Source organism: Pseudomonadota bacterium (genome assembly GCA_039028935.1).
GTDB lineage: Bacteria > Pseudomonadota > Gammaproteobacteria > Steroidobacterales > SZUA-146 > SZUA-146.
In genome coordinates this window covers 15,061-31,181 of sequence record JBCCHD010000028.1, presented here as the reverse complement: position 1 = coordinate 31,181, position 16,121 = coordinate 15,061, and the positions used below count along the sequence as shown (strand labels likewise).

Sequence of the window (16,121 nt, the reverse complement as noted above, 5' to 3'; positions counted from 1 at the left end):
GCTTTGTGTCTGACACACTGACCATTATTCGACCCGACGATTGGCATTTGCATCTGCGCGACGGCGATGCCATGCGCAGCGTAGTGCCGCACACAGCCGAACGGTTTGGCCGGGCGGTGATCATGCCAAACCTCGTCCCGCCCGTGACCACGGTCGCGATGGCCGGCGACTATCACGCGCGCATTCGCGCGGCGCTACCCGACGCCCATCCATTCACACCACTCATGGCGCTGTACCTGACGCCCACCACCGATCGGCAAACGGTGATTGACGCCAGTCGCGACGAGCGCGTGATCGGCATCAAGTGGTACCCCGCAGGCGCCACCACCAATTCGGCTCACGGCGTGCACGATATCAGTGCGTGCATGGCGGCACTTGAAGCGATGGCCGAATACCAACTGCCCCTTCTTATTCATGGTGAAGTCACCGATCCCGATGTCGACACGTTTGATCGTGAAACGGTATTCATCGATACGATCCTCGAACCACTTCTCCGCCGCCTGCCGACCCTCAAACTCGTCCTCGAGCACATCACCACACGACAAGGCGCCGACTTTGTTGCCAATAGCGGCACCAACGTGGGCGGCACGCTGACCCCTCAGCACCTGTTGCTCAACCGCTCCGCGATGTTTCAAGGGGGATTGCGTCCGCACCACTATTGCCTACCGATACTGAAACGCGAGAGTCATCGCGAACGACTCGTCGAGGCAGCGATCAGCGGCGACCCGAGTTTCTTTCTCGGCACCGATAGCGCGCCCCACTCACAACAGGCAAAAGAATCATCTTGTGGCTGTGCGGGCATTTATTCTGCGCACGCCGGCATCGAGTTGTACGCTGAGGTGTTTGAGCAGGCGGATGCGCTGGACAAACTGGAGGGATTCGCCAGTTTGCACGGTCCCCAGTTTTACGGACTCGCGGTTAATACTGATACCATTACACTCGAACGCACCGCATGGCAGGTGCCCGATGACTACGCCATCGGCGACGATCGGCTCATCCCTTTCCGAGCGGGCGGGTCAATAAACTGGACCCTTCGAACAGCGCACCTATGAACGAAGATCTCGCCCACCCACCACTCAAAGATCGCTTCCGTGGCTTCTTGCCAGTCGTTATCGATGTCGAGACTGGTGGCTTCGACCATCACACCGATGCGCTCCTGGAAATTGCGGCCGTGTTTGTTCATTTAGACGCCGATGACCAAATTACTCGCGGTGAGACGATTCGTTTTCACATCAAGCCGTTCGAGGGCGCAAACCTCAATCCCGCATCACTGGAAGTGAACGGCATCGACCCCCATCATCCGCTGCGACCGGCGATTAATGAAAAAGACGCGCTGCAGCGGGTGTTTCGCGAAGTTCGGCAACAACTGCGCGACAACCTGTGCACGCGCGCTATATTAGTGGGCCATAATTCCGCATTTGATTTGAATTTTTTGAATGCCGCCGTGGCGCGCACGGAAATCAAACGCAATCCGTTCCACCCCTTTAGCAGTTTTGATACCGCCACGCTGGCCGGCGTCGCGTTCGGTCAAACGGTGCTGGCACGCGCGGTGAAAGCGAGCGGCAAAGAGTGGGACAGCACCGAAGCGCACAGCGCGGCGTATGATGCTGAGCAGACTGCCGATCTATTTTGCGACATTGTCAATCGCTTTCAGCCGGTATACGCCTCGCGGCGACACCTGTCGCCCGACTAATGGCAAGGTCTGCACACACCGCACAGTCAACACACGTTGTCCGAGCACCCGTCACCCACTAGCAAACCGTGAGGTGAGCGCCGCTCAGCGCAAGTCGATGCCGTCTCAGAAAAACAGAGGACGACGATTATTAGAAGATGACGACTACTCGCCGCGACCGAGCGCGTCGTCCACCGCGCTTTTGAGTTCGCCGCTCTTGTACATCTCGATCACGATATCGCAGCCGCCCATCAGTTCACCGTTAATGTATAGCTGCGGGAACGTGGGCCAATTGGAATACACTTTAAGTCCTTCGCGAATATCGGGGTCTTCAAAAATGTTCACGTAAGAAAAATCCGCATCGACCTGCTTGAGCGCGGCGACTGCCTGCGCCGAAAACCCGCACTGGGGAAAGTCTGGCGTGCCTTTCATGTACAGCAAAATTGGATTGCTGTTCAGTTGTTTTTCAATCCGCTCATTGAGTTCGGTGGTCATAGTCATACCTGTCTGTGATCGTGTTCAGAGAAGAAAAGATGGGGACGAAACGGCGGCGATTCAACCGCGAACACCATTACCCGTCGTCGTCCGGAGCACGGCGTAACACAAGTTTGTTGACCACCGATTTCACCCCGACGATGTCGCGGGCAATGTCTTCGGCACGCTGCTGTTCCACGTAGGAGCCGACCGTACCATTGAGCGTCACAACGCCGTCGTACGTGTCGATATCGATGGCCAGAGCGCTCACATACTTGTCGGCGGCAAAGCGCGTTTTGATGGAGGCGGTGATCGTGCCGTCATCCAGAATTTGTTTGGCGGGCCGTTCGTCCTTGCCCACGGCGTAGCCGCCCGCAGCGGCCCCACCGATCAGTAGGGCGGCACACCCGCTTAGGCCCACCAAGCCGGCCGACAAAAGAAGTAACAGAGCAATTCGTGAACGCATGATCTTGTCCTCCAGAGGCGCCGCCTACGCGACGCGGATGTCCGGCGGACGACGCAGCCCGTATGGCTAGCTGCTGGTGCCCACCTTGTTCAGCTCAGCTTCGCGTTTGCGAATCTCGAGCAACACGGCTTTTCGTTGAAGTGACGACAACCGGGACCACAAGGATATCTCAGACAGCGTGCGCAAGCAGCCCGTACACACATTGTTTTCGTCGAGTTGACAGACCCCGACGCAGGGCGACTCTAAGCTGGGATTTTTCAAAACAAACCGTTCCTTATGGTTCTGGGGGATGGACAATGCCGGGTGCCGATGGTTCGATGGCAATCCGGGCGACCGCTCGAGCGACCAAGTGACAGTCTAGCAAGGCACCGGTGGTCGGGTCGCCAACAGCCCGACGCGGGTTCTGCAAAAAGCGTCAAAGATCGGGCCTGTTTCCCGCCAACCACAATCCGTATACTACGCACTCTTTGACTCGAGGAAGGCCATGAGTATCGATTGGCAGGACACGGTTGCGCCCACGGTGGCTCGCGCCCTAGAAGAAGATGTACACACGGGCGATGCGACCGCCAGTCTGGTGCCGGAGGATGCTATGGTCTATGCGCGTGTCATCTCACGTGAGCCGGGCGTCGTCTGCGGACGTCCGTGGTTTGATGAGGTGTTTGCCCAGCTGGACGAGCAAATCGACGTGACTTGGTCCGCCGAAGAAGGCAGTGCGATTTTGGCCGACAGTTTGCTCTGCCGAATTAAGGGACCGGCGCGGCCGATTTTGACCGGCGAGCGCACCGCGCTCAACTTTTTACAGACCCTGTCGGGCACCGCCAGCGTCACGGCGCGTTACGCGCATGAGCTGCGCGGCACCGATTGCCAGGTGCTCGACACACGCAAAACCCTGCCCGGACTGCGCATGGCGCAAAAATACGCGGTCCACACGGCGGGCGGCCGCAACCACCGGATCGGCCTCTACGATGCGATACTGATCAAAGAAAACCACATCATGGCGTGTGGCGGCATCGAGCAGGCGATCCGTAAGGCGCGCGAGTTGTCGCCCGACCTGCTTTTGGAAATCGAAGTGGAAAACCTCGATCAGTTCGAAGTCGCCCTAAACGCCCATCCGGACGTCATCATGCTCGACAACTTTTCGATACAGCAAATGAAAAAGGCGGTGGCCAAGGCCGAGTTTCTGGGTCTGGATCGGCCGAAACTCGAAGTGTCCGGCAACGTCGAAATCGATCGGCTCCGAATGATCGCCAAGACCGGGGTGGACTTTATCTCCGTCGGCGCGCTGACCAAGCATGTTCAGGCACTCGACCTATCGATGCGTTTTGAGCAGTAAAAGTTATCAAATACAAAGCCTTACCCTCCTTTAGACATAACCCTTTGCCCACCAAAGGCGTTTGTTGCTTTGCAGCGTTCGTAGTAGACTCAGAGACCTAAACGTCGCTCTATTGCAACGTCCGAGCGCGAAGCCCCGCCTTCGCACGTGTGCCACTGTCCGGCCGAAGTCGCCGGCTCCCGACCCGAGGAATGCCTGTGTCGCTTCTGACTTTCAGCCTCATCGCGCTTCTTGTTTTTATCGCGCTTGCCTACACCAACCAATCAATCAAGGTCTGGGCGGTGGGCGCCGCCGGCGTGTTACTGCTCAAGCAGCTCACCAGTAGCGACTTTTCGCTGTTGTCGTGGATCGTGCTTGCCGCGCTCTTTATCCCCTTCGCGCACACCGGTATTCGGCGCCAGGTGTTCAGCACACGCATCTATAAGTGGTACCGCTCTGTGCTGCCAGCGATGTCCGAAACCGAACAAACGGCGATTGACGCGGGCACCGTGTGGTGGGAAAAAGATCTGTTTAGTGGCCGCCCTGACTGGAACAAGATGCTGGCCTACCCCGCCGCCACACTCTCAAAAGAAGAACAAGATTTTCTCGACGGCCCCGTGGAACAACTGTGCGCCATGCTTGATGACTGGGAAATCGGCGAAGCCAACGACCTGCCGCCTGAGGTGTGGTCGTTTATCAAAGACCAGGGCTTCCTTGGCATGATCATTCCCAAAGAATACGGCGGCCTCGAGTTTTCAGCGCGCGCCCAAACCGAAGTGGTGATGAAAATCTCCACGCGCTGCGGCCCCGCTGCCGTCACCGTTATGGTGCCGAACTCATTGGGTCCAGGTGAACTGCTCTTGCACTACGGCACCGAGTCGCAGCGCCACTATTATTTGCCTCGCCTAGCAAAAGGCATCGAAATTCCGGCGTTTGGCCTCACCGGTCCCCACGCGGGTTCCGATGCTGGCGGCATTCCCGACACCGGCGTTGTCTGCGAAGGGGAATACAATGGTAAGACGGTGCTCGGTTTTCGCACCAATTGGAAAAAACGTTACATCACGCTTGGCCCCATCTGCACCGTGCTGGGTCTGGCCTTCAAAGCCGAAGACCCCGACGGTCTGCTCGGCGGTGACGCCGATCTTGGCATTACGTGCGCACTGATCCCCACCGACACCGCCGGCGTCACCATCGGCGATCGCCACAAAGTCGGCGCCGCTTTCCAAAACGGCCCCAACATGGGCGAAGACGTGTTTGTACCCATGGAATGGGTGATCGGTGGACAAGAGCGAATCGGCGACGGCTGGCTCATGCTGACCGACTGCTTGTCAGTCGGCCGTGCCATCTCGCTACCCGCCTTGGGCACCGCGGCCGGCAAGGCGGCCTCACGACTCACTGGCGCCTACTCGCGTATTCGTCGTCAGTTCAAATTACCGATCGGCAAGTTTGAGGGCGTAGAAGAAGCACTCGCCCGCATCGGCGGCATTACCTACCGTATGGACGCTGCGCGCATTTTCACGGCGGTTGCGCTTGATCTGGGTGAAAAGCCCTCGGTGCTATCGGCTATTTTGAAGTACCACAACACCGAAGGTATGCGTCAGGTGATCAACGACGCGATGGATGTCCATGGCGGCAAGGGCATCTGTATGGGCCCGAGTAACTACCTGGGGTCGGTCTACCGCGCCGTACCCGTCGCCATTACCGTCGAAGGCGCGAATATTCTGACTCGCACCATGATTATCTTTGGCCAGGGCGCTATTCGTTGCCATCCGCACATTCTCGATGAGATGAAAGCGGTTGCCGACGACGACATGCACCGCGGGTTAATCGACTTTGATAAAGCGTTTTTTGGGCACGTGGGCTTTACCATCAGCAACGCCGTACGCGCGTTCGTGATGGGCATCACCGGTTCGTTGTTTGTGCGCACACCCAAAGCGGGCGCCACCAGCCACTACTACCGCCAGCTCTCCCGCATGAGTTCGGCCTATGCATTTGTCGCGGACGTCACCATGCTCATTCTCGGCGGCAAGATGAAACGCAAAGAAAAATTATCCGGCCGGTTGGGGGATGTCTTGAGTCATCTTTACATGGCCTCGGCGGTGCTGAAAAAATTTGATGAAGACGGACGCCCTTCCGCCGACCTGCCGCTCGTCAACTGGGCGATGCGCGATTCGCTCTATCACATGCAGGACGCGCTAGAAGGCGTGCTGTACAACTTCCCCATTCCGATCGTGGGTAAGATTCTGCGTCGTCTGGTTCTGCCACTCGGCCGTACGTATCGCCGCCCGTCCGACGGCATCGGGCATCGGGTGTCGAAGCTCTTGCTGAGCCCGTCTGCAACGCGCGATCGTCTCACCGCCGGCATGTACCTCAACCAGGACGTGAATGATGCACAAGGGTTGCTCGAAGTGGCGCTGGGCAAAGTAATTGCGGCGGAACCGATCGAACGACGCATTTACGGTGCGATCAAAAAGCGCGTGCGACCGTATAACTTCGATGAGATTCTCAAAGAGGCAGTGGCCGAAGGTGTGATATCGGATATCGAAGAACAGAGCGTGCGCGAAGCGCATGAACTGATCAATGCGGTGATCGGTGTGGATCAGTTCCCACAAGACAGCGCGATCTCGCACCGCGAACCGCACACGGTCGCGCAAGCGGGCTAATAACGCTTAGGTCGGCTCGACAAAGATATCTTCGGGATCGAGCTCGGAGATCGGCTCTTTCACGCGCTTGGGCACGGACACGCCGTAGCCCTGTGCGTAGTCGACCTTCATTTCCTGCAGCACGTTAATGATTTCGTCATTCTCGGCAAATTCCGCAATGGTTTTCTTGCCGGTGAGATGGCCGATTTCATTGATGGAGCGAACCATCTCGCGATCGATGGGATCGCGCAAGATTTCTTTGACAAAACTGCCGTCGATTTTCAGATAATCGACTGGGAAGTGTTTGAGATAGCCGAATGACGACATACCCGTGCCAAAGTCGTCGAGCGCGAACTGACAGCCGAGTTCTTTGAGCGAGTTGATAAACCGGCTGGCCTGCGAATAACTGGCGATCGCGGCCGTTTCGGTAATTTCAAAACAAATCTTGGTGGCGTCAATGCCGCTGGTACGAAACTGATCAATCACAAACGGCAAGAACTTGTCGTCACCGAGCGACTGGCCCGACAAGTTGATCGAGCACAGGGTCAGGCGCTCGCGCTCATCGGCTTCGGAAATTAGCCAACGCAAGGTGTTCTCAATCACCCACCGATCGATGTTCGGTGTAATGCTGTAGCGTTCCGCCGCCGAGATGAACACATCGGGTGTGACCACCGCACCGTTTTCATCGCGCATGCGCAACAAGATTTCGTAGTGCAACCCCTCTTCGCTGGAGGACAAGGGTCGGATGAGCTGACGATAAAGTTCGAATCGATCCTCTTCAAGCGCGTTATTGATGCGCGCCGCCCACTGCATTTCGCGTCGACGACGCATGAGCTCGATGTCGTTTTCTTGGAAACAGTGAATGCGATTACGTCCGGCCTCCTTGGCCGACGCACAGGCGCTGTCCGCCGCCGTAAGGATGCTCGTGATGTCCTCGTTGTCGTTGGTGATCGGCACTACGCCAATGCTCACCCCTAACCGGAACGTGCGCTCATCCCACATGAATTTGAATTCTTCGATCGCCTCGCGCAACTCTTCAGCCGTTTGTAGCGCCTCGTCGAGCGAACAGCTCTCGAGCAATAGGCCAAACTCGTCGCCGCCCAAACGCGCCAACGTATCGCGCCAGCGTATTTTGGATTTCAGCAGCGAACCCAGCTGTCCGAGCAACGTGTCACCGGCCGTGTGGCCGCACGAGTCGTTGACCATCTTGAACTGGTCGAGATCGAAATAACACAGAGCGTATTCGGTTTCGCCGGCTTTTGCGCTTCGCAATGCGCGCTCCAGCCGACTTTCGAATTCCCGGCGATTCACCAGACCGGTGAGAATATCGTGACTGGCGTGATAACTAAGGCGTCGGTTGAGCTCGCGCGATTCACTCACATCGTGGAACACGAGCACGCCACCCGAGAAATTGCCGCGGCCATCGCGAATCGGCGCGGCATTGCTTTCGATGTATAGCTCATTGCCGTCGCGACGAATCAACAACGTGGGGCGAATCGATTTAATCGAGCGCTTGCGCCGAATCGATACCGCCAGTGGATTCTCTAGTGGCTCGCACGTCTCTTCGTGGAAACCACGGAAAATATCGTCAACGGGTCGGCCGGACGCATCTTCGAGTTTCCAGCCTGTCAGCTCTTCGGCCACCGGATTCAAATATTCGACTATGCAATCGGCGTCGGTGGTGATAACCCCGTCCCCGATCGACTGCAGGGTAATCTGTGCACTTTCCTTTTCGCGAAACAACGCTTCTTCGTACAGCTTGCGTTCGGTCACGTCGAGTTCAACGCCCACCAGCCGCTTAAGACGGCCGTTATGATCGGGTTTGGCTTTGGCGCGACTCAACAACCAACGCCACTCGCCGCTGCGGTGACGCATGCGGTGAATGCTCTCAAACAGTTCGGTACGTCCGTCGAGGTGATCGCGAAGCGAAGACTGCACGCGCGCCAAATCGTCCGGGTGCACGAGGCTCGTCCAGTCGGGCATCGACTCTTCGAATTCATCTTCGTCGTAGCCCAGCATGCGCTTCCACCGTGGCGAGAAATACACCTTATTGGTGGCGACATCGAAGTCCCAGATACCGTCGTTCGCGCTAAACAGCGCAAGCTCAGTGCGCTCTTGCTCATTGCGCAACAAGCCTTCGGCATACATGCGCTCCATACCCGACGCAATGCTGCTACCCATCAATTTCAACAGCAGATGAAAACTGGCATCCCAGCCGTGCGACGTGTTTTCGGTGGCAAATGCCAAGAAGCCGCGCGGCTGCTGCTGAACACTCAGCCCGATCATGATGATCGACTCGATACCGGCCTCCGCTAACCAGCGACAATCCGCTTCGCGGTGTTCAGGCGGGTGCGTGCTGCTCACGATTTCGGACAGACGCAGATGACCCAGGCCGTTGATGAGCATCGACTCATCGCTCAGCGTTTGTCCTTTTAATGTTTGAGGTTGAATCGCGGCGCCTTCGCGCGTGGCCACATAGAGCTCTGACAGACTGTCGGCCTGATCGGAATACAAAGCCAAAAACACGGAGTCGACGCGCGAGGTTTCGCACAGTCGGGTCAGACAGGCGGTGACGGTTTCATCCCAGCTGTCATCGGTGACGTTTTGAAAATCAACGGCGATCTTGGTGTACAAGACGTCCATGCCGGCAATCATCAATGGTTTATTCGTCATTCTTGTTGGCTTTTCCTATTTTGGCGCCGTGTGTCGAGCACCACCCACTGGGCACAGTGGACAATCGCCGCCCGCTGCGCTGAAATACGGTTTGCTACCCCCAGAAATCATATTAACAGATGGTGCGAACTATCTGTAATTTAATATGATTCCGCGACGGCCATGAATGGAATGGTCAGACTGGCCCCCCACCATCGTGCCAGCATCGGTCATCGATGGCTCCCAACTGCGTCACACAATCGTCCGTGGGCTGGCGAAACAGGCATGGTCAATCGAGTTTTCAGTGGCAATTCAGCGATTTGCCTACTCCAGGCCATGAGATTTGGTCACTTTGCGTTCTGCTTCGCGGCGCGTTATGTTGACCCAAACATCGGCGCTTACCTAACCGCTGGCTGGGCCGACATGGCGGCCACCAGCACGAGTCCACGCTCGGGAAGAAGCACGGCTCGCAACATGACAACCGGGCGCCGTACAACAGGGGGAACTATGACCAACACACGTAGAGGCGCTGTCGCGCTCGTCTTTTTTTTGACCTATAGCCTGACGGTAAATGCCGCCAAACCACAGCCTGAAGTGGAACGTTCTGTGGTCGGTAATGCGATCGAGTATGCGCTGGACGCGGACTTGTCCAAAGCCAGCCGCCAGGGCGACAAATGGGTATGGACGCGCAGCATTGCGCACCCAGGTGCGAGCTTTATCAAAGCGCACATTCACAACATGAATCTGCGGCCTGGCGATGCGCTGCACATTATCAATGACCGGGGGCGAGTCGTGGAAACGCTCACCGGCCAAGGACCCAAGTCACGCATCAACTTTTGGGCGCTGTCCTCGCAGGGTGAGGGCATGACGCTGCGATTTGAGTATCACTCGCCCTACGACAAAATGCCGTTTGGCATCGACCGGCTCATCATCGGCTCGGCCGATATGTTTAAGCCCGCAATCGAAAGCGACAGCCGCAGCATTTGTTCGCCCGAAGAATTCGACGATGCGGTGTGCATACAGAACGACGCGGGCAAATGGGCAAACGCTCAGGCCGCGGTCGGGGTCATGTCCGTAGGCGGCAATGCCAACACCGCCCTCTTTTGCTCGGGCTCAAATGTGTCGCCCAACAACGTGGTGCTGACCAACCAGCACTGCGTGGGCAGCCAGTTGCAGTGCGATGGGACTGAGTATGTCTTCAACTTCTATCGCACGGGATGCAACATTGGCGCCCCAACCACCACCGACTGGCAGGGCTTCCGCTGCGACGAAATGCTGGCGAGTGAGCCCTTCATCAATTGCGATGCCGCGCCAGGCGATCTTGACTTTGCACTCACCACTGTTGAAGGCGATCCTGCCGCCACCTTTGGCTATGCTGACATTGACACCACGCCGCTTACATCGGGCGAGGAAATTTATATCCTGCAGCACCCTGATGGGCGCCCGCTTGAAATCACCCAAGGCAGTGGTACCGACGTGGAAGTCGACGGCACGGTGCTACGCTACTACAACACGCTCGATACCGAGGGCGGCAGCTCGGGTTCGGCAATTTATCGTGCGTCGGACAACAAGCTGGTCGCGCTACACCACTGCGGTGGCTGTACCACACCGGGCGTGGGCAACCGCGGTATGCTGATGACCGACATCGCGCCACTGATAGAGCCGTTCCTGTGCACCGACAGTCTGTCGCTTGAGTTTACCGGCGCCAGCGATCCGGTCGAAGTGATTGGTAACGGCGACACCATTATCGAACCCGGTGAGAGCTGGCAGTTTACCGTACAGGTCCGCAATGCGTCGTGCTCACAAAATGCGGCGGACGTCGTCGCCCAAATCGGACTCAATGCAGCGGTGACCGATGCGATTGTGATCGACGACTCCGCGTTGTCGTTTGGCAATGTGGACGCCGGCTCAAGCGCCGTCAGCGCCCCGATTACCATCACCATCCCCACCGACGCGATGTGCGGCAACACCATAAGCTTTGATCTAACCGCCCTATCGTCTACCGGTGGCGGCACATTTGAGGATGTGCTCAACACGGTGAGCTTGCCGCTCGGCGACGTGCCCGATATTGAGATCTATAACAGCGGCTTTGATGCGGGTGCGGGTGCCTGGTCGGTGATCGATGGTGGCTCAGGCGGTGGCGCGGCCGCTACCTGGACCGACACCAACCCCGGTGGCCGAACCTTACCGCTGATCGCGCCTTACATGATCATCGACTCAGACGCGGCGGGCACCGGCTCAACGCAAGAAGAGGAATTGGTTAGCCCCGTGATCGACACGGCTCAACTGCAAAACGTACGGCTGCAGTTTACGCATGACTTTAATTGGTACACCGGCGGTCAAGATGAGCAGGCCGATGTGGATGTGCGCTCAACCGCCACCAATGGTCAGTGGGTGACCATCGCCAATTTCTCGGGTGGCGATGCCTCAGGCGTTGTGAGTCTCGACATTACCGCCTATCGCGCGTTCGATTTTCAAGTGCGCTTGCGGTACTACAATGCGTCATACGAGTGGTGGTGGGCCGTGGATGACGTATTTGTCCTAGGGGACAATGGCTTTGTCTGCGATGTGTTTGGTGTCGCTGATGCCGACGGCGACGGCGTGAATGACTCGGCCGATAACTGTACGTTGGTGGCTAACGCCGATCAGACCGATGTCGATGGCGACGGTTACGGCAACATCTGTGACCCCGACTTTAACAACGACAACGTGGTCAACTTTGCCGATGTTGCGCAGTTCTCGGCGGTGTTTAACACCACCGACACGCTGGCCGATCTGAACGGAGACGGCGCAGTGAACTTCCTCGACTTTGCGATTGTCTCCACCTACTTCCTGAGTCCACCCGGACCCAGTGGCTTAGTGGAATAATCGCTGCGCGTTTAGCGCGGCTAAAAAAACGCCACGTCGCTAGATTGGCGGCGTGGCGTTTTTTGTGCCGAACTGCGCAGGAAAAATTCGACCAACGTTAGGGATTGAGACCGCTTGGGCCGGGCGCCATAAAGATGAAGCCCGCGAGTATCGACAGATCGACAAAATTGACTACCCCGTCACCATTAAAGTCGGCAACGGCATCGTTGGTTAAGAACACGTTGCTGAATAACGCCAAATCCAGAAAGTTGACGATGTTGTCGTTGTTAAGATCCGGATCGCACGCGTTGCCATAGCCATCTCCATCCGCGTCGATTTGTGTCGAGTTCGCCACCGCCGAGCAGTTATCGAGGTCGTCGGCCTTGTTATCGCCATCGGCATCACCGATCCCAAAGCCAAGCCCTGATTCAATCCAATCGTCGATAAGCGTTGTGCCCTGCACATCGATAATGGCTGAACCGATTAAGGGCATACGAGTAAAATCGAGCGCCTTCATGCGCAACGAGATAACCGACAGCTCAGGTGCACCGCGGAGCAAAATCTTTGCGCCCGGCACCCCAAGGTTGCCGCGCCACGGATCCACGTCATTCGAGCCGATCGCACTCCCGTCAAGCTGATACAAAAAGTTCATTGGCCCTACACCCAGACCACCAGGGCGGTGGCAATTAGAACAATTACTGTGTAGGTATCCGCGCGCGCGCTCATCGACAGGCGCGCCCACATCATCATAAAACGGCAAGGCGTAGAGCAACGACACGTCGCCGATGCTCGGGTCGATCAACCCGATACTGACCAGTGTGGTGAGCTGGTTGGCCGAAATGCCCGTCGCCGAATAGGTGATGGCGTGATTGAGTTGGGCGGTTTCCAAACCCAGACTGCGGTTGGCCGCCGCACCGTGACAGACCAAACACTCGGCGGGCGCGGGATAGGTCCACTCTTGGCCGTTGATCGTGATTGTTTTTGTGGTGCTCAACAAGGTCGCGTCGGTTTGTTCGGCGTTCCACTCGTAGGAGTAGCCCGTCCAGTCGCCGGTCAAATCGCGCACAAACAAACGGGTTTCGACAATCGTGTTGCCCAATCGAAATTCCTTCACCAGCACCGTGCCGTTTGGAAAATCAAAATCGCCGTCGGGCAGAATGCTGATCTGCGTGCCGCTCGTCTGCCAATCGGGCATCGCAATCCAGCGCCGTTTGGCGGCGTTGTCTGACCACAATGGAGCGGAAGGCGAATATTCAATCAGTCCCGGCGCCGGAATCGAGGGATCCGCCGGATCAAAACAACCGGTCTCGGACAGCAACGTGGCCGCTCCACCCGCCGTCAACGGCTCTTGCTTAAGCTGCCAGGCCTGTCCCTGTGGATCAATAATATACAGCTCACTATCGACCCCTTCGGTGAGCGCGCTTCCCTCGGGCAACGCGATGTCGACATCCAACGTGGCCGACCCATGACCGAAACGCGAGTCGACTTTAAGCGCGTTGTCTTGAAGGTAGACGTAGTGTTGGTGAAACGCCGGCAGCGCGATGCCTCGATACAACACGCCGTTGTCGCGCGAGGCAGCCGCAGCGCCACGCGTCTCCGCCGACACGATGGTTTTTTCAAGCGTAAATCCTACGGCCGCCGCCGCGGGTGCGACACAGGTGAGATTGATTGGACGTGCGGGCAGACCCGACTGCGCGACCGCCGCGACCCCACACACCGCAACAGCGAGCCACCCACAGAGCCAGCGGGCTATTCCATTGAGCATTGCGTTCCCCGAGTTTTGTTAATGCGTCATCAGCACATTTTGTTATACCGATAGGTTAGGCAGGGGTTCGCACTGAATCAAGTCAGTCACCATAAGGCAGAGGCGAATTCGGTGTGCGATTGTCTCGAGCGGCAAAAACCGACGCAAACAATCGAGAGAAACGCACGATATGAGTCAGAACAACTCATTTGTGAACAGGAGCCAGAGCAGCCGCTGAGCGGTGTTTGGGAGAGGAGACGTGCGGCCCGCGACCGGACGCAAACCGGCGCGCCAACTTGCGCAGTTTTGGCCGCGAAGAACGTCGTGCAATCAGTTCAAACCGATTGATTTGACTTAGAACATCTCGGTCGTATTGGGATCCATGTCGGCCGGTGGCGGCTCGTCGCTACGCGACTTGATGTAGGGCCCTGTGATCATCTGATCGTAAGACTGACCCGGCCCTACCATCGGATAGACCTCCGCGTCGCGATCAATGATCACTTCCAAAAAGGCCGGACCGTCAAACTCGATGAATTCTTTAACCACTGCCGGCACATCGGCTTTTTGATCGAGGCGCTTGGCAAACACAAAGCCATCGGCTTCGGCGGCTTTAACGAAATTTTTCTTGTGCAGCGATTTGTCGCTCGCGGACATCCGCCCTTTAAAGAACAGACGCTGCCACTGTTGCACCATGCCATCACCGAAATTATTGAGCACCACCACTTTGACCGGCAGCTCATACGTGGTGACGGTTTCGAGTTCGCCAAAGTTCATGCGCATGCTGCCATCACCATCAATATCGATCACCAGGCGCGACGGGCACGCAAACTGCGCACCGATGGCGGCAGGCAAACCAAAACCCATGGTGCCCATACTGCCGGAGGTGAGCCATAAACGCGGATGTCGAAAATCAAAGTACTGCGCCGCCCACATTTGATGCTGACCTACGCCGGTGGAGATAATCGCTTCGCCTTTGGTGAGACGATTGATTTCTTCGATCACATAGTAGGGCTGAATCGACTCGCTATCGCGATTATAATCCAGTGCAAAATCACGCTTAAGCTTGCCAATCTCACCCAGCCAATCGCTCAGATCCGGCAGTGTGGCGACCGCTAAGGCATCGATCACTTTGCGCACGCTGTCGTGGAGCGACCCCACGTGATACCAGTCGGCGCTCACCACCTTACTAATTTCCGTGGCGTCGATATCAAAATGCGCAATGTGCTTCGCGCGCGGCGCAAACTTATCGGGCACACCGGCGACACGATCATCAAACCGAGCACCAACGGCAATCAGAAAATCACACTCCTCCACCGCATAGTTGGCAAACGCGGTGCCGTGCATGCCCAGCATGTGTAGCGACAATTCTTGAGTCGTATCGGCCGCGCCAATGCCCATGAGCGTGGTCACCACCGGAATCGAAAATCGATCGGACAGCTCGCGCAGTAAGTCCGAAGCATCGGCATTAACAACGCCACCCCCGGCGTAGATCAACGGCTTTTTCGCTTGGGCGAAAAGCTCGACAAAGCGCTCGGCACCGGCTTCATCCAAACGGTTTTCAGCCAGTCGCGCCATGCGCTGTCGATAACCCGGAATCGGTAAGAGGCCAGTGCCGGTAAAGGCGCCCGACCAGTTTTGCACGTCTTTTGGAATGTCGATGACGACGGGACCCGGCCGTCCCGTGCGCGCGATTTCAAACGCCGTGCGCACCGTGGCCTCCAGTTCGGTTGGGTCGGTGACCAAGAACACGTGCTTACACGCCGGCCCCATAATGCTGCTGATCGGTGCTTCTTGAAACGCATCCGTGCCAATGGCGCCGGTGGGCACCTGACCGCAAATCACCACGATGGGCGTGGAGTCGGCCATGCAATCGCGCACGGGTGTTACGGTGTTGGTCGCGCCCGGACCGGACGTCACCAGCGACACGCCGACCTTACCGCTCGCGCGCGCGTAGCCGGCAGCCATAAACGCCGCGCCCTGCTCGTTGGCGGGCACCACCAGGTTCATCGCCGGCGTACCGTCGGTCGTTTCGTTATCAAAGTTGTAGCGAAAGATCGCGTCAAACGTAGGCAAGATCGCACCGCCGCTGTAGCCAAACACCGTGTCGACGCCCTCATCGGCGAGAATCTGCACGAGCATCTCAGCGCCGGTGAGTTCGTCGCCCGCCCGCGGATGGGCCTGGTCCAGTTTGAGTTGATGATCGTTTCGCATTCGCCTGACTCACAGTGTGTGGCGAATCCCTCGCCGGGTTTGTCGGCATTTTTATGCCGCATTCAGTGCTTGCGCGCGGCTAACCCCTCGATTAGTCTACG

At 57.3% G+C, this 16,121-nt stretch carries 11 protein-coding genes; 5 read left to right on the top strand and 6 right to left on the bottom strand.

Annotated elements, in window-relative coordinates; translation table 11 throughout:
* The first annotated feature begins 5 nt into the window (after positions 1–5).
* Both pyrC and rnt read left to right on the top strand, forming a co-directional pair.
* Positions 6–1,052, top strand: a complete 1,047-nt coding sequence (gene pyrC / locus AAF465_12760; protein ID MEM7083594.1) for a dihydroorotase — start codon at positions 6–8, stop codon at positions 1,050–1,052.
* Positions 1,049–1,693: a ribonuclease T gene (gene rnt / locus AAF465_12755; GenBank protein ID MEM7083593.1), complete on the top strand. Its 645-nt coding sequence runs from the start codon at positions 1,049–1,051 to the stop codon at positions 1,691–1,693. The genes pyrC and rnt overlap by 4 nt, the downstream gene beginning before the upstream one ends.
* Positions 1,694–1,837: 144 nt before the next feature.
* Here rnt and grxD read toward each other — a convergent pair whose 3' ends face one another.
* The 3 genes from grxD to AAF465_12740 form a co-directional block, all read right to left on the bottom strand.
* Positions 1,838–2,167, bottom strand: coding sequence for a Grx4 family monothiol glutaredoxin (grxD, locus tag AAF465_12750; protein MEM7083592.1), 330 nt, complete (start codon positions 2,165–2,167; stop codon positions 1,838–1,840).
* Between the two features lie 76 nt (positions 2,168–2,243).
* Entirely contained in the window at positions 2,244–2,612 is a 369-nt protein-coding gene (locus tag AAF465_12745) for a BON domain-containing protein (GenBank protein MEM7083591.1), read from the bottom strand.
* 66 nt (positions 2,613–2,678) lie between these two features.
* Positions 2,679–2,873: a DUF1289 domain-containing protein gene (locus AAF465_12740; GenBank protein ID MEM7083590.1), complete on the bottom strand. Its 195-nt coding sequence runs from the start codon at positions 2,871–2,873 to the stop codon at positions 2,679–2,681.
* A gap of 223 nt (positions 2,874–3,096) precedes the next feature.
* On the opposite strand from AAF465_12740, the gene nadC reads away from it, so the two are divergent.
* On the top strand, positions 3,097–3,945 hold the full coding sequence (gene nadC / locus AAF465_12735) for a carboxylating nicotinate-nucleotide diphosphorylase (GenBank protein ID MEM7083589.1): 849 nt from the start codon (positions 3,097–3,099) through the stop codon (positions 3,943–3,945).
* A gap of 197 nt (positions 3,946–4,142) precedes the next feature.
* Entirely contained in the window at positions 4,143–6,587 is a 2,445-nt protein-coding gene (locus AAF465_12730) for an acyl-CoA dehydrogenase (GenBank protein ID MEM7083588.1), read from the top strand.
* Positions 6,588–6,593: 6 nt separating this feature from the next.
* Here AAF465_12730 and AAF465_12725 read toward each other — a convergent pair whose 3' ends face one another.
* Positions 6,594–9,239, bottom strand: a complete 2,646-nt coding sequence (locus AAF465_12725) for an EAL domain-containing protein (protein ID MEM7083587.1) — start codon at positions 9,237–9,239, stop codon at positions 6,594–6,596.
* Positions 9,240–9,725: 486 nt separating this feature from the next.
* Between AAF465_12725 and AAF465_12720 the strand changes: the two genes are divergently transcribed.
* Entirely contained in the window at positions 9,726–12,086 is a 2,361-nt protein-coding gene (locus AAF465_12720) for a trypsin-like peptidase domain-containing protein (GenBank protein ID MEM7083586.1), read from the top strand.
* A gap of 97 nt (positions 12,087–12,183) precedes the next feature.
* Here AAF465_12720 and AAF465_12715 read toward each other — a convergent pair whose 3' ends face one another.
* A complete protein-coding gene (locus tag AAF465_12715) occupies positions 12,184–13,830 on the bottom strand; it encodes a dockerin type I domain-containing protein (GenBank protein MEM7083585.1) in 1,647 nt (548 codons plus the stop codon).
* Positions 13,831–14,163: 333 nt separating this feature from the next.
* Entirely contained in the window at positions 14,164–16,020 is a 1,857-nt protein-coding gene (gene ilvB, locus AAF465_12710; GenBank protein ID MEM7083584.1) for a biosynthetic-type acetolactate synthase large subunit, read from the bottom strand.
* Between the last annotated feature and the right edge of the window lie 101 nt (positions 16,021–16,121).